General features: G+C 69.6%; 22 protein-coding genes. 11 read left to right on the plus strand and 11 right to left on the minus strand.

The genetic code is table 11. The annotated features are described in order from the left end of the window. The first annotated feature begins 123 nt into the window (after positions 1-123). Both HQQ79_RS14865 and HQQ79_RS14870 read left to right on the plus strand, forming a co-directional pair. A complete protein-coding gene (locus HQQ79_RS14865) occupies positions 124-1,359 on the plus strand; it encodes an acyl-CoA dehydrogenase family protein (protein ID WP_173035244.1) in 1,236 nt (411 codons plus the stop codon). Positions 1,360-1,478: 119 nt separating this feature from the next. Then, positions 1,479-2,453 (plus strand): carboxypeptidase-like regulatory domain-containing protein, encoded by a 975-nt coding sequence (locus HQQ79_RS14870; protein ID WP_173035246.1) that lies wholly within the window; start codon positions 1,479-1,481, stop codon positions 2,451-2,453. A 165-nt stretch (positions 2,454-2,618) separates the two neighbouring features. On the opposite strand, the gene HQQ79_RS14875 is transcribed toward HQQ79_RS14870, so the two are convergent. The 5 genes from HQQ79_RS14875 to nrdH all read right to left on the minus strand — a co-directional run bounded on the left by HQQ79_RS14875 (position 2,619) and on the right by nrdH (position 6,899). After that, the gene (locus HQQ79_RS14875; protein ID WP_173035249.1) at positions 2,619-2,795 is read right to left on the minus strand and encodes a hypothetical protein; all 177 of its coding nucleotides are present in this window, start codon (positions 2,793-2,795) and stop codon (positions 2,619-2,621) included. A gap of 155 nt (positions 2,796-2,950) precedes the next feature. Then, positions 2,951-3,925, minus strand: coding sequence for a class 1b ribonucleoside-diphosphate reductase subunit beta (gene nrdF, locus HQQ79_RS14880; RefSeq protein WP_017886894.1), 975 nt, complete (start codon positions 3,923-3,925; stop codon positions 2,951-2,953). A gap of 90 nt (positions 3,926-4,015) precedes the next feature. After that, positions 4,016-6,121: a class 1b ribonucleoside-diphosphate reductase subunit alpha gene (gene nrdE / locus HQQ79_RS14885; RefSeq protein ID WP_110864196.1), complete on the minus strand. Its 2,106-nt coding sequence runs from the start codon at positions 6,119-6,121 to the stop codon at positions 4,016-4,018. Positions 6,122-6,138: 17 nt separating this feature from the next. Then, entirely contained in the window at positions 6,139-6,555 is a 417-nt protein-coding gene (gene nrdI, locus HQQ79_RS14890) for a class Ib ribonucleoside-diphosphate reductase assembly flavoprotein NrdI (RefSeq protein WP_027465945.1), read from the minus strand. A 110-nt stretch (positions 6,556-6,665) separates the two neighbouring features. Then, the gene (gene nrdH, locus HQQ79_RS14895; RefSeq protein WP_017886897.1) at positions 6,666-6,899 is read right to left on the minus strand and encodes a glutaredoxin-like protein NrdH; all 234 of its coding nucleotides are present in this window, start codon (positions 6,897-6,899) and stop codon (positions 6,666-6,668) included. A gap of 355 nt (positions 6,900-7,254) precedes the next feature. Here nrdH and HQQ79_RS14900 point away from each other — a divergent pair, with 355 nt between their 5' ends. Together HQQ79_RS14900 and HQQ79_RS14905 are read left to right on the plus strand one after the other, a co-directional pair. Continuing rightward, entirely contained in the window at positions 7,255-8,460 is a 1,206-nt protein-coding gene (locus HQQ79_RS14900; RefSeq protein WP_071245113.1) for an MFS transporter, read from the plus strand. Between the two features lie 197 nt (positions 8,461-8,657). Further along, on the plus strand, positions 8,658-9,476 hold the full coding sequence (locus HQQ79_RS14905; protein ID WP_173035251.1) for an aldo/keto reductase: 819 nt from the start codon (positions 8,658-8,660) through the stop codon (positions 9,474-9,476). 5 nt (positions 9,477-9,481) lie between these two features. Here HQQ79_RS14905 and HQQ79_RS14910 read toward each other — a convergent pair whose 3' ends face one another. Beyond that, a complete protein-coding gene (locus HQQ79_RS14910; protein WP_071405879.1) occupies positions 9,482-9,820 on the minus strand; it encodes a hypothetical protein in 339 nt (112 codons plus the stop codon). A 118-nt stretch (positions 9,821-9,938) separates the two neighbouring features. Here HQQ79_RS14910 and HQQ79_RS14915 point away from each other — a divergent pair, with 118 nt between their 5' ends. Together HQQ79_RS14915 and HQQ79_RS14920 are read left to right on the plus strand one after the other, a co-directional pair. Then, positions 9,939-10,763, plus strand: coding sequence for a LysM peptidoglycan-binding domain-containing protein (locus HQQ79_RS14915; RefSeq protein ID WP_173035254.1), 825 nt, complete (start codon positions 9,939-9,941; stop codon positions 10,761-10,763). A gap of 63 nt (positions 10,764-10,826) precedes the next feature. Continuing rightward, entirely contained in the window at positions 10,827-11,348 is a 522-nt protein-coding gene (locus tag HQQ79_RS14920; protein ID WP_027465941.1) for a ribonuclease H, read from the plus strand. A 13-nt stretch (positions 11,349-11,361) separates the two neighbouring features. Here HQQ79_RS14920 and HQQ79_RS14925 read toward each other — a convergent pair whose 3' ends face one another. Both HQQ79_RS14925 and HQQ79_RS14930 read right to left on the minus strand, forming a co-directional pair. Continuing rightward, complete coding sequence (locus tag HQQ79_RS14925) at positions 11,362-11,613, minus strand: DUF6458 family protein (RefSeq protein WP_027465939.1); 252 nt, start codon at positions 11,611-11,613, stop codon at positions 11,362-11,364. Positions 11,614-11,677: 64 nt separating this feature from the next. Continuing rightward, a complete protein-coding gene (locus HQQ79_RS14930; RefSeq protein ID WP_173035256.1) occupies positions 11,678-14,248 on the minus strand; it encodes an RNA helicase in 2,571 nt (856 codons plus the stop codon). A gap of 122 nt (positions 14,249-14,370) precedes the next feature. Here HQQ79_RS14930 and HQQ79_RS14935 point away from each other — a divergent pair, with 122 nt between their 5' ends. Further along, on the plus strand, positions 14,371-15,384 hold the full coding sequence (locus HQQ79_RS14935) for an LLM class flavin-dependent oxidoreductase (RefSeq protein ID WP_173035258.1): 1,014 nt from the start codon (positions 14,371-14,373) through the stop codon (positions 15,382-15,384). A gap of 532 nt (positions 15,385-15,916) precedes the next feature. On the opposite strand, the gene HQQ79_RS14940 is transcribed toward HQQ79_RS14935, so the two are convergent. Beyond that, complete coding sequence (locus tag HQQ79_RS14940) at positions 15,917-18,397, minus strand: glycoside hydrolase family 3 C-terminal domain-containing protein (protein ID WP_173035260.1); 2,481 nt, start codon at positions 18,395-18,397, stop codon at positions 15,917-15,919. 176 nt (positions 18,398-18,573) lie between these two features. Between HQQ79_RS14940 and HQQ79_RS14945 the strand changes: the two genes are divergently transcribed. Together HQQ79_RS14945 and HQQ79_RS14950 are read left to right on the plus strand one after the other, a co-directional pair. After that, on the plus strand, positions 18,574-19,164 hold the full coding sequence (locus HQQ79_RS14945; RefSeq protein ID WP_027465935.1) for a TetR/AcrR family transcriptional regulator: 591 nt from the start codon (positions 18,574-18,576) through the stop codon (positions 19,162-19,164). A 113-nt stretch (positions 19,165-19,277) separates the two neighbouring features. Next, a complete protein-coding gene (locus HQQ79_RS14950; RefSeq protein ID WP_173035262.1) occupies positions 19,278-20,141 on the plus strand; it encodes an NAD(P)-dependent oxidoreductase in 864 nt (287 codons plus the stop codon). A gap of 3 nt (positions 20,142-20,144) precedes the next feature. Here the strand turns inward: HQQ79_RS14950 and HQQ79_RS14955 are convergent, their stop codons facing one another. Together HQQ79_RS14955 and HQQ79_RS14960 are read right to left on the minus strand one after the other, a co-directional pair. After that, positions 20,145-21,698, minus strand: a complete 1,554-nt coding sequence (locus HQQ79_RS14955) for a methyltransferase (RefSeq protein WP_173035366.1) — start codon at positions 21,696-21,698, stop codon at positions 20,145-20,147. Positions 21,699-21,739: 41 nt separating this feature from the next. Continuing rightward, positions 21,740-22,105 carry a helix-turn-helix transcriptional regulator gene (locus tag HQQ79_RS14960; protein ID WP_071245119.1) on the minus strand — a complete coding sequence of 122 codons (366 nt, stop codon included), beginning with the start codon at positions 22,103-22,105 and terminating at the stop codon, positions 21,740-21,742. A 103-nt stretch (positions 22,106-22,208) separates the two neighbouring features. Here HQQ79_RS14960 and HQQ79_RS14965 point away from each other — a divergent pair, with 103 nt between their 5' ends. Both HQQ79_RS14965 and HQQ79_RS14970 read left to right on the plus strand, forming a co-directional pair. After that, positions 22,209-22,619 (plus strand): MFS transporter, encoded by a 411-nt coding sequence (locus HQQ79_RS14965; protein WP_173035264.1) that lies wholly within the window; start codon positions 22,209-22,211, stop codon positions 22,617-22,619. Next, positions 22,613-23,464: a hypothetical protein gene (locus HQQ79_RS14970; protein WP_173035266.1), complete on the plus strand. Its 852-nt coding sequence runs from the start codon at positions 22,613-22,615 to the stop codon at positions 23,462-23,464. Before HQQ79_RS14965 ends, HQQ79_RS14970 begins: the two co-directional genes overlap by 7 nt. The last annotated feature ends 9 nt before the right edge of the window (positions 23,465-23,473 follow it).

Below are 23,473 nucleotides of genomic sequence, written 5' to 3' on the forward strand. Positions count from 1 at the left end.
GTCGATGCCACAGTCTCGCCATTGCGCACATCTGGTCGGGCCGTCCGCCGACACCGGACGAAGCGACACCGCACGACGCCACACCACGCGACAGGTAGCAGCCCAGACCACGAAGGAGTCCTCGTGACCATCAGCAACCAGACCGCCGACCGCACGATCGACGAGGGCGCCGACGATGAACTCCTCGCCCGTTTCCGTCCGATCTTCGACCGCATCGCTGCCGGCGCCTCCGCGCGCGAACGCGACCACCGCCTCCCGTTCGAGGAGATCCGCGAACTCGCCGCCGCCGGATTCGGCGCCGTCCGCGTCCCCGTCGCCCACGGCGGAGCCGGGGCGACCCTGCCCCAGCTGTTCCGCCTGCTGACCGAACTCGCCGCCGCTGACAGCAACATCCCCCAGGCGCTCCGCGGCCACTTCGCACTGGTGGAGGACCGGCTGGTCGCCCGGTCCGGGGAACGTGAGGGGTGGCTGGACCGCTTCGGCCGCGGTGAGATCGCCGGCAACTCGTGGACCGAGGTCGGGTCAGTGCAGGTCGGCGACGTGATCACGAAGGTGACCCCGCAGCCGGACGGGACGTTCCGGATCACCGGGCAGAAGTACTACTCGACCGGCAGCATCTTCGCCGACTGGATCGACACCTACGCCGAACGCACGGACACCGGCGAGCGGGTCATCGCGATCGTCGACGCGCACCAGCCCGGGGTCACCCACACCGACGACTGGGACGGGTTCGGGCAGCGCACCACCGGGTCCGGCACCAGCACCTTCGACGACGCCGTCGTGCAGGCCGACGCGGTGATCCCCTTCGACGAGCGGTTCAAGTACCAGACGGCGTTCTACCAGGGCGTGCTGTTGAGCGTCCTCGCCGGGTCCGTCCTCGCAGCCGAACGGGAGATCGCGCGCGAGGTCCGCAACCGCACCCGCGTCTTCTCCCACGGCAACGCCGACACGTTCGCGGCAGACCCGCAGATCCTCCAGGTCGTCGGCGAGGTGTCGGCGGCCGGGTTCGCCGCCACCGCCATCGTCGACCGGGCCGCCGCAGCCCTGCAGGGCGCGTACGAGGGAGCCGGGCTCGACACAGCCGAAGACGAGCGCCGCAACGACCGCGCCGAACTCGCGACCGCGCAGGCCCAGGTGGCGCTGACCACCCTGGCGACGACGGCGACCTCGCACCTGTTCGACGCGCTCGCGGCGTCCGGGGTGAGCACGACGAAGAACCTCGACCGGCACTGGCGGAACGCTCGCACCGCCGGCAGCCACAACCCGTGGGTGTTCAAGGCTCGGATCATCGGTGACCACGCGGTGAACGGTGCCCAACCTCCCCGTGTCTGGGCGATCGGTGCGACCCGCACCTCGTGACGCCTGTCGAAGCCGAGACGGCTTCCTCGTGACCGCTGCTGCGATGTGCCTGCCCCACCGCCCGCCCGCCCGCGTACAGTCCCTGGCAACGCACGGCTGGCCGACGATCGGGGAACACGATGCGACTGATCACGGGGACGACGCTGGTCGTTGCGCTGGCAGCAGGCGCGCTGATCGGCCTCGTGCCACCAGCGACTGCGGCCGGATCCGGAACGATCACCGTGCAGCTCGCAACGCCGGACGGCACCGCGATCCGGCTGGCGGACGTCGAACTCGCAGCGATCGGCACCGACGTCGTCGTCGGGAACGCCACCACCGACGATAACGGCACCGCAACGTTCACCGGCATCCCCGCACCGGACACCGTCACGGTGACGACGCGGCAGCTCCCACCGCACGGAACGGAGACCTACGCCCCCGGACTCCGCTTGGGCATCGCCGTCCGTGGCGGTTCCACAGTCGCGGTCACCGTGCCGCTCGTGATCGGCGCCACCGTGCAGGGCGGCGTGGTCGGCCCCACTGGACCCGCCGCTGGGCGCCTGCTGTACGCCTGGAACGAGGACACCTCGCAGGTGTTCCGGACGGCCTCGGACAGCGCGGGCCAGTACCGGTTCGTCGGGTTGAGCACCGGGAAGTACCGCATCGAGGCCTACGCCAGCGGAACGGCGTCGCCCGCCGTCTGGAAGACCCGGGTGTACCAGCAGCGAGGAACGCTCCCGGCTTCCCGAGTCACCTTGTCACGGCACTACGCACACAGCGACTACGACCTGGTCGTCTACGCGGCCTCGGCGTCCCGCAGCCCGTCGGTGCAACTGAGCGGCGCGACCGTCACGGTGACGAACGCGACGACCGGTGCGTCGTTCTCGACCCGGTTCTCGACGCTGCTCGACAGCGAGCAGACGGCGCAGTTCCAGATCCCCTCCGGGCAGTACGTGGTGGAACTCCGGACCGTCGCGACGACCACAACGACCGCGCAGGTGCTGTGGCTCGGACGTCCGGGCGGCGCGTACCGGTACGTGACCGACCGAGCGCAGGCCGTGCCGGTGAAGGTCGTGTTCGGCGGTGGCAACTTCTGGGGCGGCGCCCTCGGGTGATCCGGCCCCAGCACCATCCCCAGCCCAGGGCTGGCCGGACGCGGTTGGCTGCGTGACTGCACGCGGTCACGTGAGCAGCAACGGACAGGAGGCGCGGTGTCAGCTGGCACCGCGCCTCCTGTCCGGCACACGGTCGCGGACACGCGACGGTGGCGTCGCCACCTTCTACATGTCGTCGATGAGACGGAGTTCGGTGAGGTCGTGGTCACGGCCGACGATGGAGAAGCGGTACTCCCCGTCGTCCTCGCGACGGCGCAGCTCCACGCTCATCTTCTCGGCGGTACCACCGGCCTGCAGGTACGAACCCCCGTACTGCTCCTCAGCCTTGTCGGGGTCGAACATCCAGTCAGCGTCGTCGGGACACCACCAGATCCTCTGACCGAGGTGATCTTGATGCGTTGTCAACCGCAAGTCGGCCACATCGGCAACGGTGCCCTTCAACTGCGAACGCCCCGCCAGCCGAAGCCAGCGGGGCGTCCCCACGAGTCAGACCAGGATCAGAAGTCCCAGTCCTCGTCCTCAGTGTTCACGGCCTTGCCGATGACGTACGACGACCCGGACCCCGAGAAGAAGTCGTGGTTCTCGTCCGCGTTCGGCGACAGGGCGGAGAGGATGGCCGGGTTCACGTCGGTGATGTTCTTCGGGAACATCGGCTCGTAGCCCAGGTTCATCAGCGCCTTGTTGGCGTTGTAGTGCAGGAACTTCTTGACGTCCTCGGTCAGACCGACCTCGTCGTAGAGGTCCTGCGTGTACTGCACCTCGTTCTCGTACATCTCGAACAGCAGCGAGAACGTGTAGTCCTTGAGCTCGTCGCGCTCGGCCTGCGTGAGGGTCTCGAGGCCCTTCTGGTACTTGTACCCGATGTAGTACCCGTGGACGGCTTCGTCACGGATGATCAGGCGGATCAGGTCGGCGGTGTTCGTGAGCTTGGCGCGCGACGACCAGTGCATCGGCAGGTAGAAGCCCGAGTAGAACAGGAACGACTCGAGCAGCGTCGAGGCGACCTTGCGCTTCAGCGGGTTGTCGCCCTGGTAGTAGTCCATCACGATGGACGCCTTCTTCTGCAGGTTCGGGTTCTCCTCGGACCAGCGGAAGGCCTCGTCGATCTCACGCGTCGACGCGAGGGTCGAGAAGATCGACGAGTAGGACTTGGCGTGCACCGACTCCATGAACGCGATGTTCGTGTAGACGGCTTCCTCGTGCGGGGTGATCGCGTCGGGGATGAGCGACACGGCGCCGACGGTGCCCTGGATGGTGTCGAGCAGGGTGAGACCGGTGAACACACGCATGGTCAGGGTCTGCTCGGCCGGCGTCAGCGTGTTCCACGACTGCACGTCGTTCGACAGCGGCACCTTCTCGGGCAGCCAGAAGTTGTTGACGAGACGGTTCCAGACCTCGACGTCCTTGTCGTCTTGGATCCGGTTCCAGTTGATGGCCTGGACCCGATCAATGAGCTTCAGCTTCTCGACCAACGTGTGTTCCTTACAGAGATGGTGACTAAGTGACGGACTGGAGGCGCGGTGCGGGTTGGCACCGCGCCTCCAGGGAGCAGAGCGGCAGCTCTACAGCATGCAGCTGACGCAGCCCTCGACCTCCGTGCCCTCCAGCGCGAGCTGGCGGAGACGGATGTAGTAGATCGTCTTGATGCCCTTGCGCCATGCGTAGATCTGCGCCTTGTTGATGTCACGCGTGGTGGCGGTGTCCTTGAAGAACAGCGTCAGGGACAGGCCCTGGTCCACGTGCTGCGTCGCCGCGGCGTACGTGTCGATGATCTTCTCGGCACCGATCTCGTACGCGTCCTGGTAGTAGTCCAGGTTGTCGTTCGTCATGAACGGCGCCGGGTAGTAGACGCGGCCGAGCTTGCCTTCCTTGCGGATCTCGATCTTCGACGCGATCGGGTGGATCGACGACGTCGAGTGGTTGATGTACGAGATCGAACCGGTGGGCGGGACGGCCTGCAGGTTCTGGTTGTAGATGCCGTGCTCCTGGACGGACGCCTTCAGCGCCTTCCAGTCGTCCTGCGTCGGGATCGTGATGTTCGCGTTGTCGAAGAGCGAGGCAACACGAGCGGTCGCGGGGGTCCACGTCTGGTCGGTGTACTTGTCGAAGAACTCACCCGACGCGTACTTCGAGTCGCGGAAGCCGTCGAAGGTCTCGCCGGTCTCGATCGCGATCTTGTTCGACGCACGAAGGGCGTGGAACAGCACCGTGTAGAAGTAGATGTTCGTGAAGTCGATGCCCTCTTCGGAGCCGTAGTAGACGCGCTCACGAGCGAGGTAGCCGTGCAGGTTCATCTGGCCGAGGCCGATGGCGTGCGACTTGTCGTTGCCGTCCTCGACGGAACGCACCGAGGTGATGTGCGACATCTGCGAGACCGAGGTCAGGCCGCGGATGGCCGTCTCGATGGTCTTGCCGAAGTCGGGCGAGTCCATCGTCAGCGCGATGTTCAGCGAGCCGAGGTTGCAGGAGATGTCCTTGCCGATCTCCTTGTAGGACAGGTCCTCGTTGAAGGTCGTCGGGGTGTTGACCTGCAGGATCTCCGAGCACAGGTTGGACATGTTGATCCGACCCTTGATCGGGTTGGCCTTGTTCACCGTGTCCTCGAACACGATGTACGGGTAGCCCGACTCGAACTGGATCTCGGCGATGGTCGTGAAGAAGTCACGCGCCTTGATCTTCGTCTTCTTGATGCGCGAGTCGTCGACCATCGCGCGGTAGTTCTCGGAGATCGGGACGTCGCCGAAGGGGACGCCGTAGACCTTCTCGACGTCGTACGGCGAGAACAGGTACATGTCCTCGTTGTTCTTCGCGAGCTCGAACGTGATGTCCGGCACGACGACGCCGAGGGACAGCGTCTTGATGCGGATCTTCTCGTCGGCGTTCTCGCGCTTGGTGTCGAGGAACTTCATGATGTCCGGGTGGTGGGCGCTGAGGTAGACCGCGCCGGCACCCTGACGCGCACCGAGCTGGTTCGCGTAGGAGAAGGAGTCTTCCAGCAGCTTCATCACGGGGATGATGCCCGAGGACTGGTTCTCGATCTGCTTGATCGGGGCGCCGGCCTCGCGGATGTTGGAGAGGAGCAGGGCCACGCCGCCGCCGCGCTTCGAGAGCTGCAACGAGGAGTTGATGCCGCGCGAGATCGACTCCATGTTGTCCTCGATGCGGAGCAGGAAGCAGGAGACGAGCTCGCCGCGCTGTGCCTTCGCCGTGTTGAGGAACGTGGGGGTCGCGGGCTGGAAGCGGCCGGCGACGATCTCTTCGACCAGGTCGATGGCGAGCTGCTCGTTGCCCTGGGCCAGGCCGAGGGCGGTCATGACGACGCGGTCCTCGAAGCGCTCCAGGTAACGCTTGCCGTCGAACGTCTTGAGCGTGTAGCTCGTGTAGTACTTGAACGCGCCGAGGAACGTCTGGAACCGGAACTTCTTCGAGTACGCCAGGTCGTTGAGTCGCTGGATGAAGTCCAGCGAGTACATGTCGATCGTGGCTTTTTCGTAGTACTCGTTCTCGACCAGGTAGTCGAGCCGCTCCTTCAGGTTGTGGAAGAAGACGGTGTTCTGGTTGACGTGCTGCAGGAAGAACTGCTTGGCGGCCTCACGATCCTTGTCGAACTGGATGTTCCCGTCCGCGTCGTAGAGGTTGAGCATCGCGTTGAGGGAGTGGTAGTCCATCCCCGTCTGCGGCGACGTCAGATCGACGTCTGCAACTGCTGCGTCCAAAATGCATCCAATCCTGAGTTGACCGCCGACACGTCGTCAGGGGTCCCGAAGAGTTCAAACCTGTACAGAAGGGGGACGTTGCACTTCTGCGCGATGACGTCCCCTGCGAGGCCGTACGCCTCGCCGAAGTTCGTGTTGCCACCCACCACCACGCCGCGGATGAGCGAGCGGTTGTGGGCGTCGTTGAGGAACTTGATGACCTGCTTGGGGACTGCACCCTCGCCGTTGCCGCCACCGTAGGTGGGCAGGACCAGGACGTAGGGCTCGTCGACGTGCAGGAACGGTTCGCTCGGGTAGAGCGGGATCCGGTCCGCGTCGCGGCCGAGCTTCTCGACGAAGCGCGCGGTGTACCCGGACACGCTCGAGAAGTAGACCAATCGGCTCATGGTGCGCTCCTCTGGAGAAGGTGCGGAACAGGCGGACCGGGGGTGTCCTGCGGGCGATCGCCGGGCCTCCTGAACGGGACCGGGGTGACCGTCCGCAGGACGGAAGGCGACTACGCCAGTTCGGCGCTGAGGGTCGCGATCTTGTCGGGGCGGAAGCCCGACCAGTGGTCGTCGTCCGTGACGACGACGGGGGCCTGCATGTAGCCCAGGCTCTTGACGTGCTCGAGCGCTGCTTCGTCCGTGGAGACGTCGTGCACTTCGTACTCGATGCCCTTGTTGTCGAGGGCCCGGTACGTCGCGGTGCACTGGACGCAGGACGGCTTGGTGTAGACGGTGACGGCCATGTTCTCCCCTGGTTCCTACTGGTTTCTGCTGTGCTGTGGAGGTGGTGCTGATGTCTGTCCGCAGTCGTGTCCGGGAGGGGCCGCTGCGATGCCTCCACACTACATCTAGTGGCTAGCCGCAGCACCGACCACAAGAGGAAGTGTTACAGCCATGTAGTTCTCCACAACGTCCTCCACAGTCTGTGGATTCCCGGGAGGCCCGAGTTTCCGCCAGTCTGCGGCCGACCACCGACACTTCCCCACACCCGTGGACAGTCCCGATCCACAAGTGTGGAATCAGCGCTTCGGCGTGTCGCGAACCGCCCCTCCCCAGGACGGGGGACACCCCCGTCCGGCCGGTCCGTACACTCGTCTCGTGAGTACGTACGGGCCCCTCCTGAAGACCCCTGGCGTGGGTCGTGTCATCGCCGCACAGCTCACCGCGCGGTTCCCGTTCGGCATGCTGTCGCTGGCCTACCTGCTGCACGTCGAGCACGTGTTCGGCTCCTACGGCGCGGCCGGTCTGGTGCTGGCGACGACGAGCATCGGGCAGGCGCTGGCCGGTCCCCTGACGAGCCGGTGGATGGGCAGCTGGGGCATGCGCCCCGTCCTCATCCTGACGAGCATCGTCGCGCTGATCAGCATGGTGGTCATCGCGTTCGTGGTCATGCCGCTCTGGGGCTACGTGGTGGTCGGGTTCCTCGGTGGCCTGGCGGTCCCGCCCGTGCAGCCGGCGGTGCGCACCATCTACCCGAAGATGGTGACGTCGGCGCAGCTCACACCCCTCTTCTCACTCGACGCCAGCGCGCAGGAGCTCATCTGGGTCGCCGGCCCGGTCATCACCACCTTCGTCGCCACCCAGGTCGGCACGGTCGAGGCGATCGTCGTCGCGATGGTCTTCCTGGTCGTCGGCGGCGCGTGGTTCATCGCCTCCCCCGAGCTCGGTCGAGTCCGCATCCCCCGCTCCAAGCGCGCCTTCGGTGTCGTGCTGAAGCGCCCCGCAGTCGTCGTCGCGACCCTGACCGGTCTGCTCCTGATCGGGGCGTGCGCAGCGGTCGAGGCGAGCGTCACGAGCGTCTTCGGCGAGGGCAGCCCGAACGCCGGCATCGTCCTCGCGGTGTTCGCGGTCGGTTCGCTCGTCGGCGGCCTGGCGTTCGGCCACCGCCCGATCTCCCGCAACACCCTGTGGACGCGCATGGCCGTCGTCTTCGTCGGCCTCACCCTGGCCCTCGGCGGCACCGGCTTCTGGTGGCTCTGCCTCGCCCTGGTCATCGCGGGTGTGGGCATCGCGCCGGCCCTCGCGGTGATGTTCGGTTCGGTCTCCGCCACCGTCAAGTTCTCCGACACGGCCGAGGCCTACGGCTGGATGGGCACCGGCCAGCTGATCGGTGCCGCCGGCGGTTCGGCGATCGCCGGCTTCCTGATCGACGGCAGCGGCCCCGTCGGCGGCTTCACCGTCGGCGCCGTGATGGCCGGCCTGGGCGTGCTGCTCCCCCTGGCGATGCGCAGCTGGCTGCCCGACCTGCGCGGCCGTGACGCCAGCCCCCTCCCCGACACCGAGCCGGTGCACCTGCCGACCTGAGCGGGCGGGGCGGGCGGTTTCGGGCGTACCTGGTCGAATCGGGCGTACCTGGTCGGGAGTTCTGACCAGGTACGCCCGATTCCACTTGCCATCGCGGCCGGTGTGGGAAGGAACGTGCGTCCGGCGCGCCGGTCGCGTTCTCCACAGATGGCCTGGAGGCCCGGCACGCGCCCGCCAGGCAGCGGCAGGATGGGTGCATGGTCACCTCAGTCCCCCTGCGCGACGGCCGCGCGATCCCCGCGATCGGCTTCGGCGTCTACAAGGTCGACGATGCCGAAGCGGAGACGGCGGTCGGTCTCGCGCTCGACGCCGGCTACCGGCACGTCGACACCGCCGAGATGTACGGCAACGAGACCGGCGTCGGCAAGGCGATCCGGGCCTCCTCGCTCGATCGTGACGACGTCTTCGTGACGACCAAGGTGTGGAACGACCACCAGGGGCGCGACGCGACCCTGCGGGCGTTCGACGGCAGTCTCGACCGGCTGGGGCTCGACGCCGTCGACCTCTACCTGATCCACTGGCCGGCCGCCGCGAACGACCGCTACGTCGAGACCTGGCGGGCGCTGGTGGAACTGCACGAGTCGGGGCGGGCGCGGAGCATCGGTGTCTCGAACTTCCAGGTGCCGCACCTGCAGCGACTCATCGACGAGACCGGCGAGGTGCCGGCACTGAACCAGGTCGAACGGCACCCGTGGCTGCCGCAGCGCGAACTCATCGCGTTCCACGAGCAGCACGACATCGTGACCGGGGCGTGGTCGCCGCTCGGTCGCGGGCGCCTGATCGACGAGCCGGTGCTGACGAGCATCGCGGACGCGCACAGCGTGAGCGTGGCGCAGGTGCTCGTGCGGTGGAACGTGCAGCAGGGCGTGGTGGTGCTGCCGAAGTCGGTCACGCCGTCACGGATCCGGTCGAACCTCGACGTCGACGGCTTCGAACTCACCGCCGACGAGCTCGCGGCGATCGGGACGCTCGAGTCCGGGCAGCGGACCGGCTCCCACCCGGACTCGGTGTCGTAGCCGAGCTAGCCCCGGCGGTCCTCCTCGGACTGCCACGGCAGGTGCAGGTCACCCGGTTCGGGCTCCACGTCGCCGGCGTCGTCCGCGCCGCCCGTCCCGGGGGCCGCGATGACCTTGGACGGGTCGATGCCGTCCGCGCGCAGGTCGGCGTCGTCGCGCTGCTTCGTCTGGGATGCGTCCATCTCACGCTCGCTCGAGGGGCTGTACGACGTGTCCGCCGCTCGCTGCTCGCGGCCACTGACCCCGTCGACGTCGTCGCTGTGCGCGGCGTCGCGGAGCGCGTCGTTCCGTGCTCGGTCGTCCGACGGCTCGGGGCCGGGGGCGTTCGGGATGCTGTCGCTCATGGTGTTTCCTCCTGCAGCGGACGGTAGTCCTCGGCCCCGTGTAACGAGTCTGGCTCGGTCCGCTCCCCGCCCTCGATGACGTCCCTCGCCCCCGCTACGCTGCCGACGAGGGGGAACGATGGGACGAACACGGACCGCGACGACCGCGGTGATCGGCTCCGCACTGCTGGGGCTGCTGCTCACGGGGTGCACGGCGTTCGGTGGCGACGACACCATCCCGACGCCGACGCGACAGGCGGCCGAACGCACGGCGGAACCCACTCCGGACCCGACGCCGGCGGCCGATGCGGTCGAGGTGGAGCAGGCCCTGCCGACCGACACCGTGGCGGCGGAGACCGACGTCGTCTCGCCGAGCGGTGACACGAGCATCCACGTCCGCGTCGTGGCGAACGACCGCGGCACCTTCGATGCCCAGCTCTCCGGGTACCGGACGACCAATCCGCAGCCGATGCGTCTGGAGTTCCGACACCGGCACGCGCAGCCGCTCGACGGTGCGGACGGCGCGGTACGCGAAACGGTCGAGTGGGCCGCCGCGGTTGCTCCTCCGACCTCGTTCACGATGGGTCAGGCGGGTCCACGCCCCGACTACCTGCGCAGTGTCGTCCTCGTGCCGGCGACGGTGGCGGACGAGGACTCGTCGGCGCGCCCGTGGGCCGGATCGGTGCTCGCCGCCGCTGACCTCACGTGGAGGATCCCGAACCCCTACCCCGACCTCCGGGTCACCGTCGGCAAGGACCGACCAGGCGCCTACGGCATCGTCACCGACGTCGACGGCCGACCGGCGAACTACCTGGTCGCGCACGGCGACGAGCTCTCGACCGTCGCGGAGCGGTTTGGCGTCACGCCGGCGCAGGTGCAGTGGATGAACCCCTACACGGAGCAACGCGACGACGACTGGCTGCTCGAGGGCAGCACGCTCAACATCGACCCCGCTCGGCGTTGAGCCGAGGGGCCGGGCCGGTCCGTTACGGTTGACCAGCACTCGGCACCACCAGGAGGTCCCATCGTGACGATCGTCGCCGCCGCAGACGGCTCAGCCCTCGGCAACCCCGGCCCCGCCGGATGGGCCTGGTACGTCGACGACGACCGGTGGGCGGCCGGCGGCTGGCCCCGTGCGACGAACAACATCGGCGAGCTCACCGCCGTGCTGCAGCTGCTCCGCGCCACGAAGGACACCGGCGAGCCGCTGCACATCCTGTGCGACAGCCAGTACGCCATCAAGGCCTGCACCGAGTGGCTCGCCGGCTGGAAGCGCAAGGGCTGGCGGAAGGCCGACGGCAAGCCGGTCCTCAACGTCGAGATCATCAAGGAACTCGACGCGGAACTGCAGGGTCGCAAGGTCACGTTCGAGTGGGTCCGCGGCCACGTCGGTCACGAGATGAACGAGGCCGCCGACGTTCGTGCCCGCGGTGCCGCCACCGCGTTCCAGAACGGCACCGACGTGCCGCACGGTCCCGGCTGGCCCGGCGCCGAGGTCCCCGAGCCGTCCGCGCTGCCCGACGCGACCCCGCCCGCGACCCTGTTCTGACCCTTCCTGCGGGTCAGTAGGTCCCGTCGCGCCGGTCCTGGCGGGTGATCTGCTCCCCCGACGCCGGGTCGACGCCCGAGCGCGTGGTGGTCGTGGTGCGGCGACCACCGAAGGCCACGGCGAGGCTGATGATGAGCAGCACGACACCGGCTGCCATCAGGATGTAGCCGATCAGGCGGAGGTCGATACCGGCGAGCTGGATGTTCAGCGCGAAGGCGACGATCGCGCCGATGACGATCAGGGCGATGCTGGATCCGATGCGCATTGCGCAGTCCTCTCGGGTGGGGGTGGTGCCGGAGACGGTACACGTCCGACAACCCCAGCGCCGATCAGTCGACGTCCACCTCGGCCCACCCGTCGAACCGTCCGATCTCGGTGACCCGCACGACGGCCTCGCCGACCTCGTCCGAGGCGTCCAGGTCGATCGTCGCCGAGAAGCCGAAGTCCTTGTCGCCCTCGGGGTCGGCGAAGATCTGCCGCGCCTTCCAGACCCGGGGTGATGCGGTGGCACCGCTCTCGTCGAGCACCAGGTACTGCATCGAGCGCGCGTCGGCATCGGTGCCGATGCTGTCGTGCTCCTCGTAGTACTCCTCGAGCACGTTGTCCCACGCCGACCGGTCGAAGCCGACGGTCGCGTCGAGTTCCCCGAGCCCGTCGATGTCGTCGGCCGCGGCGAGCAGCACCCGCTGGAACAGGGCGTTGCGCACGAGCACCCGGAACGCCCGCGGGTTGCCGGTGAGTCGCGCGGGCTGCGGCGGCGCGATCTCCTCGTGCTCCTCGGAGGCCAGCAGGACGTCGCCGTTGAGCAGCGCCTCCCACTCGTCGACGAGCGAGGAGTCGGTCTGCCGGACGACCTCGCCCAGCCACTCGATCAGGTCGTCGAGCTCCTGGGTCCGCTGTTCCTCGGCGATGGTCTGCCGCATGGTCCGGTACGCGTCGGACAGGTAGCGGAGCACGAGCCCCTCGGAGCGGGTGAGCTGGTAGAAGCGCACGAAGTCGCCGAAGGTCATCGCGCGTTCGTACATGTCACGGACGACGGCCTTCGGGGACAGCTGGAAGTCGAGCACCCAGGGCTGTTCGGCGGCGTACGCCTCGTAGGCGGCGGTCAGCAGCTCGTCGAGCGGCTTCGGCCAGGTGATCTCCTCGAGCAGTTCCATCCGCTCCTCGTACTCGATCCCCTCCTGCTTCATCCGGGCGACGGCCTCGCCACGCTCCTTGAACTGCTGCTGCGACAGGATCGCCCGCGGGTCGTCGAGCGTGGCCTCGACGACCGAGACCATGTCCAACGCATAGGTGGGAGAAGAAGGGTCGAGCAACTCGAACGCGGCGAGCGCGAACGGTGACAGCGGCTGGTTGAGCGCGAAGTTCGGCGCGATGTCGACGGTCAGGCGGTAGGCGCCGTCGACCTTCTCGATCACCCGCGCGTTGATGAGGGTCCGGGCGATGACGAGTGCCCGCCGGGCCATCGCGAGCTGCCGCGAGCGCGGTTCGTGGTTGTCGTAGACCAGCGACCGGACGTCCGCGAAGGCGTCCCCGCCACGGGCGACGACGGACAGCACCATCGCGTGCGTGATCCGCATGCGCGAGACCATCGGCTCCGGCTCGGCCGCGATCAGCCGCTCGAACGACGCCTGACCCCAGGACACGAAGCCCTCGGGCGCCTTCTTCCGCTTGATCTTGTTCTTCTTCTTCGGGTCGTCGCCGGCCTTGGCGACGGCGCGGGCGTTCTCGATGTCGTGCTCGGGTGCCTCGGCGACGACGTCACCCTCGGTGTCGTAGCCGGCACGTCCGGCGCGGCCGGCGATCTGGTGGAACTCCCGCGCGGACAGCTGGCGCATCTTCGTGCCGTCGAACTTCGTCAGCCCGGTGAACAGCACGGACCGGATCGGCACGTTGATCCCGACGCCCAGGGTGTCGGTGCCGCAGATGACGGGCAGCAGGCCGCGCTGGGCGAGCTGCTCGACGAGTCGTCGGTACTTCGGCAGCATGCCGGCGTGGTGCACGCCGATGCCGGCCCGGATCAGGCGAGACAGGGTCTGTCCGAACCCGGCGCTGAAGCGGAAGCCGGCGATGGCGTCGGCGATCTGGTCGCGGCGTTCGCGCGAGGCGACCTTCGCCGACATCAGCGACTGCGCCCGTTCGAGTGCGGCGGCCTGGGCGAAGTGCACGATGTAGATCGGCGCCTTGCCCTCCTCGAGGAGCCGTTCCACCGTCTCCTGCACGGGCGTCATCACGTACTGGTACTCGAGCGGCACGGGTCGCGAGACACCGGTCACGCGGGCGGTGGGCCGACCGGTCCGGCGGGACAGGTCGTCGGCGATGGTGGTGACGTCGCCGAGGGTCGCGGACATGAGCAGGAACTGCGCCCGCTCGAGCACGAGCAGCGGCACCTGCCACGCCCAGCCTCGGTCGGGGTCGCCGTAGAAGTGGAACTCGTCCATCACGACGACGTCCACGTCGGCGTCCGGCCCCTGCCGCAGGGCCAGGTTCGCCAGGATCTCGGCGGTGCAGCAGACGATCGGGGCGTCGGCGTTGACGCTCGAGTCACCGGTGACCATGCCGACGTTCTGCGCACCGAACAGCTCGACGAGCTGGAAGAACTTCTCGGACACCAGCGCCTTGATCGGCGCCGTGTAGTAGCTCCGCTTGCCCTCGGCGAGCGCGGCGAAGTGCGCGCCGGCCGCGACGAGCGACTTCCCGGTGCCGGTCGGCGTGCTCAGCACGACGTTCGCGCCGGACACGAGCTCGATGACCGCTTCGTCCTGCGCCGGGTACAGCGGCCGGCCGCCCTCGGCGGCCCAGGCCGCGAAGGCCTCGTAGACCTCGTCGGGGTCGACGACGCCGTCCACCGCCGCCGGGATCGCGGCGACGAGCGGGGGCACGGTGGTGACGTCGGTCATGTACACATCCTCCCAGGTGCGCATGTGCCGGAAGGGAGGCCCGTGGCGGCGCCGCCACGGGCCTCCCGTCCGCCCCGTCGCCGACCCAGGCGCATTTCGATACGTGCGCATAGACTCGCGACATGCGCGAACTCGGCTTCCTCTCCTTCGTCCCGAACCACGGCGGCACCGACGGCGCCGCCGGCGCCCTGGAGGACGGCCTGCGCCTGTTCGAGACCGCCGAGTCGCTCGGCTACGGGACGGGCTGGGTGCGCGGACGGCACTTCGAGCCGTACCTGACGAGCCCGATGACCTTCTTCGCGGCCGCCGCCCAACGCACCAGCACCATCGCGTTCGGCACCGCCGTGCTCGGCATGCGCTACGAGGACCCGGTACGCCTGGCCGAGGACGCCAGCACGGTCGACCTCCTCAGCGGTGGCCGGGTGCAACTCGGCATCAGCACGGGCATCGCCGGGTACGGCCCGATCCTCGACCCGGTGTTCGGCACGGTCGACCGCAGCTTCCGCGACGAGGCCGAAACCCGCGCCGCACGGCTGCTCGAGGTGCTGCAGGGTGAGCCCCTGGGCAGTGCTGGCAAGGGCTACGAGAGCATCCCCGCCGGGGCCGACCTGACCCTGCAGCCGCTCAGCCCGGGCCTGCGCGACCGAGTGTGGTGGGGCGGCGGCAGCATGGGCACGGCGGTCCGCACGGCCGAGAAGGGCCTCCTGCTGCACTGCTCGACCCTGAACACCGAGGACACCGGCGCCCCGTTCGCCCAGGCGCAGGCCGACCAGATCGTCGCCTACCGCGAGCGGTTCGCCGAGCTACACCCGCAGCGCGAGTCCAAGGTCGCCGTGGGCCGGATCGTGGTGCCGCTCCTCGACGACCACGACCGCGCCGTGCACGAGGAGTTCCTGACCGGGTACGCCTCCGGGATGGACGACGAGGGCCGGCCGCTCTCGAGTACCCCGCCGTTCCGGTTCAGCAAGGTCGTGTCCGGCGAACCGGCGGCCATCGTCGACGCCCTGCTCGCCGACCCGGCGGTCACCGCCACCGACGAACTGGTCATCACCCTGCCGGCGAACGGCGACCGTGCGGCACACGAGCGGATCCTGCGCATCGTGGCCGAGGAGATCGCCCCGGCGCTGCGGGCCTGAGGGCCGGCGCTGCGGGCCTGAGAGCCGGTGCCGCGGGCCTGAGAGCCGGCGCCGCGGGCTCGACCACCTGCGGTCCCGCCGCCGCAGCACCACCGAGAGTCAAGGGCATCCGGCGGGGCTCTGATCGAGTTGGTGAGGCCCGAGAGCCCGGCCGGATGACCATCTCGTCCCTGATCCGCACGAGATGGTGCACCCATCGTTCCACCTACCGAGCGGTTTGTCACACCGTTCCGCGCACCTGGGACGTAAGAAGTTGACCAAGTGTCACTCGTTTTTCCGAACCGGGACGAAGTGCGGCAACCGGTTCACCGGTGCGCATCGGGGCCGGAACGACGAATGCGTCCCCGCGCGGACGCGGGGACGCATTCTGGGACGCACCGGGGAGGCCAGGGCAACAACGGCCGGATCAGGAGACCGAGTCACTCACCCAGCGACCCCGTAGTCGGTGCGTGCGCGGACGGTAACCAGCCGACTCGCGCACATAGATGTTACTGAATGGAGTTGGGAGCTGCGCGGAAACCGGACGACTTCGTCACTCCAGTTCGAGGGACGCGGTTCCGGCGTCGTCGGAGACCGAGGCGCCGACGTGCAACGTGAAGGTCCCCGACTCGTACTGCCACGAGCCGTCCCAGTGGGCGAAGGCTCGCGCCGGGACCTCGATCGAGACCTCCGTCGAGGCGCCCGCAGCGAGCCGGACCGGGGCGAACCCGACCAGCCAGCGCACCGGGCGGTCGACCGCCGACTCCGCACGGGACGCGTAGACCTGCACGACGTGCTTGCCGGCGCGGGCGCCCGTGTTCGCGACGGTCGCCGTGACGATGACGGCGTCGCCCTCGCGCACGGTCGGGGTCGCGGAGACGCCCTCGATCGACCACGTGGTGTAGCCGAGGCCGTGGCCGAACGGGTACGCCGGCTCCGTGCCGGCGCGGAGCCAGGCCCGGTAACCGACGTGGACACCCTCGTCGTAGGCGACCTTCCCGTCGACCGGGGTGACGTCGAGCACCGGGACGTCGGCCATCGCGACGGGCCACGTGGTGGGCAGGCGGCCGCCGGGCTCCTGCGCCCCCGTCAGCACGTCGGCCAGGGCGTTGCCGTACTCCTGCCCGCCGAACCAGGTCAGCAGCACCGCGGCGACGTCGTTCCGCCAGGGCATCTCGACCGGCGATCCGGCGTTCACGACGACGACCGTGTTCGGGTTCGCCGCGGCGACCGCGCGCACCAGGTCGTCCTGGCGGCCGGGCAGTGCCAGCGAGGAGCGGTCGTAGCCCTCGGACTCGACCTTGGAGTTCGTGCCGACCACGACGACGGCGACGTCCGCACCACGGGCGGCGTCCACTGCGGCCTCGATGAGCACGGCGGGGTCGTCGTCCGACGGCTCGGTGCCGAACTGGTACGCCAGCACCCCGCCGAGCGTCTCGTCCTGCACGATGTCGTACTCGATGCGGATCGCGACCTGCTGGCCGGTGGTCACCGACACCGGCACCGACCGCGCCGGCGGGTTGAGGAACGCGGCACCGAGCTGGTCGCCCTCGAACGGCACGTCCTCGTCGAGCAGCAGTTCGCCGTCGATCCACATGCGTGACCGGCCAGCCGCGCCGATGCCGAACCGCACGGTCCCGGTCGACTCGGCCGTGTAGGTGGTGGTGATGTCGAGCCGGTCGGCTTCGCGGGTCGGGGCGTCGCCGCCGAACCAGAACAGTGCCGTCGCGCGGCGGTCCTCGACGAACAGCTCCTCGCCGTCCTTGACGAAGGCGACCCGGGCTCCGGGCTCCCCGGTGCCGGGGTTCGTGATGGTGGACAGCGGGAACTCCGCGATGCCCTCCTGCACGACGGCGCCGATCGCGTAGTCCACGCTCGCGCCGGGGAAGGCCGAACGGATGCCGTCCAGCGGTGACACGACCTGCGACGGCACGACCGTGGCCGAGCCACCGCCCTGTGTGCGGGCCTGGTCGGCGTTGTGGCCGATCACCGCGATGCGCGACACGGCGGGGGCGTCGAGCGGCAGGACACCGGTGTTGCGGACCAGGACCGTGCCCTCGGCCTCGGCCTCGCGCACGAACGCGATGCCGTCCTCGACGTGCACGGGCGACGCGGCGACGGGCTCGAAGCCCTCGAGCGCGCCGACGCGGGCAGCCAGCGTCAGGATCCGGCGGACCTTGCGGTCGATCGCCGCCATCGGCACCTCGCCGGACTGCACGGCGGCGAGCAGCGGGCCCTCGCTCCACCACGGGTTCGGCCCGGGCATCGCGACGTCCTGCGACGCCTTCGCCGAGTCCACCGAACGCACCCCGGTCCAGTCGGACACGACGATGCCGTCGAAGCCCCACTCCGAGTTGAGCGGGGTCTCGAGCAGGTCGTTCTCCGACGCCGTCACGCCGTTGATCGCGTTGTACGACGACATGATCGCCCAGGCGTGCGCCTCGGTCACGGCCTTCTCGAACGCCAGCAGGTACAGCTCGCGCAGGGCACGGTCCGACACCTCGGTCGACGCGGTGAAGCGGTCGGTCTCGTAGTCGTTCGCGATGTAGTGCTTCGGGGTCGCGGCGACACCGTTCTCCTGCACGCCGTCGACGTACGACGCGGCCAGGTCACCGGTGAGCACCGGGTCCTCGCTGAACGCCTCGAAGTGCCGGCCACCGAGCGGCGACCGGTGCAGGTTGATGGTCGGGCCGAGCACGACGTCGACGCCCTTGCGGCGGGCCTCCACCGCGGCGGCGGCGCCGTAGCGCTTCGCGATCGCACGGTCCCATGAGGCGCTCAGCGCGGTCGCCGACGGCAGGTTCAGGGACGGGTCGCGTTCGTCCCACACCTCGCCGCGCACGCCCGACGGGCCGTCCGACATCAGGATCCGGCGCAGCCCGATCTTCTCGATGGGCCAGGTGGTCCAGAAGTCACGTCCGGTGAGCAGCTGCACCTTCTCGTCGGTGCTCAGCTGGCCGAGGAGCGCATCGATGCGCTCGGTCAGCGGCGTCGACGGACTGGAGGCGGTGCTCGCGTCGTTCACGGTGGTCACGGTGGTCGGTCCTCTCGTTCAGGGCCGCGGGGCGCCGCCTGGACGGCCGGGGCCTCGTCGCCCACACCCACCATCCACCGGGTTCGCCGCCCGCGCTGGCAGCTCCTGCACCGTACCACCGAAAACCAACCGTTGCTTGGTTTCTCCGGGTCTCCTGCGGGCGGTACAGTCTGGCCATGGCACGACGGGGTTCGTACGCAAAGGGCATCGCGAAGCGCGAGGAGATCCTCACGGTCGCGCTGGACCTCGTGGCGTCGCAGGGCTTCCGGCGGACGAGCATCAAGGACATCGCCGACGCCGTGGAGCTGACCCAGGCCGGCCTGCTGCACTACTTCGACTCGAAGGACGAGCTCTGGGTCGAGATCCTCCGCCGTCGCGACGAGCTCGACCTCGCGCACGACTGGCAGGCCGCGGACCCGGCAGCACTGCTCGCCGCGATCGTGCGGCACAACGCCGAGGTCCCGGGCCTGGTGCAGATGTTCGTCAACCTGTCCGCCGCGGCCGCCACCGACGCCGAGCACCCGGCGCACGAGTACTTCCGCGAGCGCTACGACCGCAGCCGCCGCGACCTGTCCGCCGACTTCCGGGCCATGCAGCAGGACGGCAGGCTGCGCACCGACATCGACCCCGACGAACTCACCAGCGTCCTGCTCGCGGTGTCCGACGGCATGCAGATCCAGTGGCTCTTCGACCCCACCCGAGACATGGCCGAGCACGTCGAACTCGTCGCCCGCCTCGCGATCGCCCAGGTCACCCCCACCGCCTGACCACCACCCCCGACGCTCCGGGGTACGGACAGGGCCTGGTCGCGTCAGGTGCGGCGGGGCAGGATGGTCGGTGCCCGCCAGGGTGTGTTCCGACGACGATGTGGAGTGACGCGATGACGCGTGTAGTGGTGACCGGTGGCAGCGGCAAGCTCGGACGAGCGGTGGTGCGCGACCTCGATGCGCACGGGTACGACGTGGTCCTGCTCGACCGTGTCCCCTCCCCCGACAAGCCCGAGCGTGTGCCGTTCGTGCGGATCGACCTGACCGACCACGGCCAGGTCCTGAACGCCCTGCTCGGCATCGACGACCGGTACGACCACGTCGACGCCGTCGTGCACCTCGCCGCGGTGCCAGCCCCGGGGCAGGTCCCCGACGTGGCCCTCATCACGAACAACGTGACCTCGTCGATCAACGTCTTCCATGCCGCACGTGCCGCGAAGATCAAGAACGTCGTGTGGGCGTCGAGCGAGACCCTGCTCGGCATCCCGATGGGCGAGCACCACCCGCCCTACCTGCCGGTCGACGAGGAGTTCGCGGTCCGCCCGCAGTCGTCGTACTCCCTCGGCAAGGCGGTCGAGGAGGAGATGGCCCGCCACTTCACCCGCTGGGACCCGGAACTGAAGATGATCGGCCTGCGCTTCTCGAACGTGATGGACGAGACCGACTACCCGGCGTTCCCGTGGGACGCCAGCCCCGAGGCGAAGACCTTCAACCTGTGGTCGTACATCGACTCCCGCGACGGGGCCCAGGCCGTCCGCCGGGCACTCGAGGCCGACCTCACCGGGTTCGAGGCGTTCGTCATCGCGAGCCCCGACACGGTGATGGACACCCCGACGATCGAGCTCGTCGAACGCTTCGTGCCGGACATCGAGCGCCGCGCGGACATCGACGGCGTCAGCTCGCTGCTGTCGTCGGAGAAGGCCCGCGAACTCCTCGGCTACACGCCCGAGCACAGCTGGCGCGACCACCGCGCCTGATCGTCAGGCGGCGGGGACGAGCAGCCCGTCGAGCACCAGGTCGCGCGCCGCCGGCAGCAGGTCGGCGGCGAGCGCCTGCTCGTCCACGCCGGTGATCTGCGCGAGCGCGCCGATGATCGCGGCGACGGACAGGTCGCCGTCGCACGCACCCACGAACGCCGCGAGTGCGGTGTCCGCGTCCACCCGGCGCCCGAGCCCCCCACCCTGCACCAGGGTCATCACGGTGGGGTCGTCGTTGCCCGGCCAGTAGTACCGCTCCTCGGTGACGTCACCGGCCACCGACAGGTGGGCGGCGGCGAGCGCGGCGTCGTCGTGGGCGGCGAGCCAGGCGGCCGCGTCGAGGACGCGGGCGACCGTCGCGCCGAGACCCGCGGGGTTGGAGCCGAGCGTCTCGGGGACGCGCTCGAACCGGCGGAGGCCGGACGGGCCTCCCGGCAGGGGTCGACGCACCACGACGTAGCCGAAGCCGACGCCGGTGACGCGACGGTCCGCGAAGTCGTCGAGCCAGGCGCTCATCAGGGTGTCGAACTCGGCCGTACCGGGCTTCGTCCCGCCGTCGCGGATCCAGGTCTCGGCGTAGGACGTCGGGTCCTGCCGCTCGCGCTCGATCACCCACACGTCGAGGTCGGTGTCGGCGAACCACGCACGCACGCGGTCCAGGCCGTCGACGCCCCAGTGGTACTCCCAGTTGCCGAGGAGCTGAGCGGTGCCACCGGGCTCCAGGTGGGCCTCGAGGCCGCGCAGCACCGTCTCGACCAGGGCGTCGCCGACCATGCCGCCGTCGCGGTACTCGTACGACGGGACGCCCTCGCGACGGGGTGTGATGACGAAGGGCGGGTTCGAGACGATCCGGTCGAAGCGCTCCCCCGCGACCGGCTCGAACAGCGAGCCGAACCGGAAGTCGATGCCGTCGATGCCGTTGAGCCGGGCGTTGAACCGGGCGATGTCGAGGGCACGGCGCGAGATGTCGGTGGCGACCACCTGGTCGGCGAAGCGCCGCGCGTGCATGGCCTGGATGCCGCACCCGGTGCCGAGGTCGAGCACACGCTCGACCGGGACGGGCACCTGCAGGCCGCTCAGCGTCGTGGTGGCGCCGCCGATGCCGAGGACGTGCTCCTCGCTGATGGCGTGCCCGAGGGCGAGCTCGCCGAGGTCGGAGACGATCCACCAGCTGCCGGCGCCGAGGTCGTCGACGAAGGCGTAGGGGCGCAGGTCGACGGTGGGGTGCACGAGCACGTCGGCACTGTCGCCTTCACTGCGCAGCAGGCCCGCGGCGATGACGGCGTCGAGCCCGGCGGTCGGGAACGCCGCGGCGGCCTCGGCCCGCGCCACCGGCAGGCCGAGCACGAACAGCGTCGCCAGGGTGCCGAGCGGCGTGGTCTCGCGGGCGGCGAGCGCGCGGAGCGCGGCGACCCGCGAACCGCGGTGCAGCGATGCGGCGGCCTCGGCGCCCCACAGCGAGTCGAGCCGGTCGACGGTGAACCCGGCCGCCGTCAGGTCCGCTGCGAGCGCCGCGGTGACGGCAGGGTCCGCGACGATCGACGGCAGCGTGTGCACAGCGTCCACGCCGGCGGACGCACCGGCGGACGCACCGGCGCTCACGAGGCGATCCCCTCGCGCAGCAGCGCAGCGGGGACCTGCCAGTCGAGCACCAGGTCGAGGAGCCCGGGGAACCGCTGCTGCACGTCCTCGACGCGGACGCGGCTGACGCGGGTCAGGCCCTCCAGGTGCTGCTCGAGCAGACCGGCCTCGCGCAGGACCCGGAAGTGGTGGGTCAGCGTGGACTTCGGCCGGTCGATGCCGACCCAGCCGCAGCTGCGCTCACCCCCGGCCGCGTCGACCAGGTAGCGGTGCAGGATCGCGAGCCGGATCGGATCACTCAGGGCGTCCATCACGACCGGGAGGTCCATCTCGGCCACGGACGGCTGCGGCAGCCGTTCAGGAGCATCGACGTGCGCGGGCATGGACGGGACGCTACCACCGTTCGGCTTGCTGTACGACTTGCGTCGTACTGTTCGAGTGCGGTACGAATGCAGTCGTACTGCACGGAGATGGAAAGGGGTGCGCATGCACCAGTCAGCTCGTTCGGTCGCCGGGTTCTGGATCCTGGCGGCGATGCTCCTGGTCTCGGTCGCGTCGTCGGCCGTACCGTCGCCCATCTACCCGGTCTACGCAGCCGAGTGGCACCTCACCCCGCTCATGCTCACCGGCGTCTTCGCCATCTACGTCGCCGGCCTGCTGGCGAGCCTGCTCGTCGCGGGCCGCCTGTCCGACCACGTCGGCCGCAAGCCCGTGCTGGTCGTCGGCGGCCTGGGCGTCGCGCTGTCGCTCGGCCTGTTCGCGATGGCGGACGGGGTCGTCGCGCTCATCGTCGACCGGATCGTGCAGGGTGTCTCGGTCGGACTGCTCATCGGGCCCTCGGCGCCGCGCTCATCGACAACTCCCTCGAACGCCACCCCACCATGGCGGGCGTGCTGAACGGCGTCATCCCGCCGATCGCCCTGGCCACCGGCGCGATGTCGAGCGGCGCCCTGGTGCAGTGGGGTCCGGCGCCGGAGCAGCTCGTCTACCTGCTGTTCGGCGCGCTCCTCGTGCTGCTGGTGCTCGCACTGTTCGTCGTCCCCGAGCAGGTGCAGCGTCGCCCCGGCGCACTCCGCTCCCTGCGCCCGACGATCAGCGTGCCGCGGTCCTCACGCCGGCTGTTCCGCGGCGTCGCCGGTTCGCTCGTCGCCAGCTGGGCACTCGGTGGCATGTTCCTGTCGCTCGTCCCCTCGGCGCTCGGCGCGGTGTTCGGCATCACGAACCACTTCGCCGCCGGTGCGCTCATCGCCGTGGTCACCGGCGTCGGCGCCCTGACCGGCCTGGCGATCCAGCGGATGGACACCCGTCGCGCGGTCCTGCTCGGGCTCGTCGCGCTCGTGCTCGGCCCGATCGTCACCGTGTCGTTCGTGTTCGCGCACTCCCTGCCGGGCATGGTCGTCGGCAGCGCCATCGCCGGTGTCGGCTTCGGCGCCGGGTTCCAGGCGCCGCTCCGGATGCTGCTCGCCACCGCCGCCCCGACCCACCGCGCCGGACTGCTCTCCACGATCTACGTCGTCAGCTACCTGGCGTTCGGGGTGCCCTCGGTCATCGGAGGCCTGCTCGAGCCGTCGGTCGGTCTCGTCCCGGTCATCGCCGGGTACGGCGGGTTGATCGTGCTCGCCGCGGTCGTCGCCCTCGTGCTGCAACTGTCGTCGACGGACGCCGCTGAGGTCGAGGAGCACGCCGCCGAGGTCATCGAGCGCACCGCGACCGGCTCGATCCGGGTCGCCTCCGCCGACTAGTGCCGCCGC

The organism is Curtobacterium sp. VKM Ac-2852 (assembly GCF_013205045.1).
GTDB lineage: Bacteria > Actinomycetota > Actinomycetes > Actinomycetales > Microbacteriaceae > Curtobacterium > Curtobacterium flaccumfaciens.

What these genes read in the sequence shown, in the direction of transcription:
- HQQ79_RS14870 (WP_173035246.1), top strand. Translation starts at nt 1,479, where the DNA reads ATGCGACTGATCACGGGGACGACGCTGGTCGTTGCGCTGGCAGCAGGC.
- HQQ79_RS14875 (WP_173035249.1), bottom strand. Translation starts at nt 2,795, where the DNA reads ATGTTCGACCCCGACAAGGCTGAGGAGCAGTACGGGGGTTCGTACCTG.
- nrdE (WP_110864196.1), bottom strand. Translation starts at nt 6,121, where the DNA reads ATGGACTACCACTCCCTCAACGCGATGCTCAACCTCTACGACGCGGAC.
- nrdI (WP_027465945.1), bottom strand. Translation starts at nt 6,555, where the DNA reads ATGAGCCGATTGGTCTACTTCTCGAGCGTGTCCGGGTACACCGCGCGC.
- nrdH (WP_017886897.1), bottom strand. Translation starts at nt 6,899, where the DNA reads ATGGCCGTCACCGTCTACACCAAGCCGTCCTGCGTCCAGTGCACCGCG.
- HQQ79_RS14905 (WP_173035251.1), top strand. Translation starts at nt 8,658, where the DNA reads ATGGTCACCTCAGTCCCCCTGCGCGACGGCCGCGCGATCCCCGCGATC.
- HQQ79_RS14910 (WP_071405879.1), bottom strand. Translation starts at nt 9,820, where the DNA reads ATGAGCGACAGCATCCCGAACGCCCCCGGCCCCGAGCCGTCGGACGAC.
- HQQ79_RS14915 (WP_173035254.1), top strand. Translation starts at nt 9,939, where the DNA reads ATGGGACGAACACGGACCGCGACGACCGCGGTGATCGGCTCCGCACTG.
- HQQ79_RS14925 (WP_027465939.1), bottom strand. Translation starts at nt 11,613, where the DNA reads ATGCGCATCGGATCCAGCATCGCCCTGATCGTCATCGGCGCGATCGTC.
- HQQ79_RS14930 (WP_173035256.1), bottom strand. Translation starts at nt 14,248, where the DNA reads ATGACCGACGTCACCACCGTGCCCCCGCTCGTCGCCGCGATCCCGGCG.
- HQQ79_RS14935 (WP_173035258.1), top strand. Translation starts at nt 14,371, where the DNA reads ATGCGCGAACTCGGCTTCCTCTCCTTCGTCCCGAACCACGGCGGCACC.
- HQQ79_RS14945 (WP_027465935.1), top strand. Translation starts at nt 18,574, where the DNA reads ATGGCACGACGGGGTTCGTACGCAAAGGGCATCGCGAAGCGCGAGGAG.
- HQQ79_RS14950 (WP_173035262.1), top strand. Translation starts at nt 19,278, where the DNA reads ATGACGCGTGTAGTGGTGACCGGTGGCAGCGGCAAGCTCGGACGAGCG.
- HQQ79_RS14960 (WP_071245119.1), bottom strand. Translation starts at nt 22,105, where the DNA reads ATGCCCGCGCACGTCGATGCTCCTGAACGGCTGCCGCAGCCGTCCGTG.
- HQQ79_RS14965 (WP_173035264.1), top strand. Translation starts at nt 22,209, where the DNA reads ATGCACCAGTCAGCTCGTTCGGTCGCCGGGTTCTGGATCCTGGCGGCG.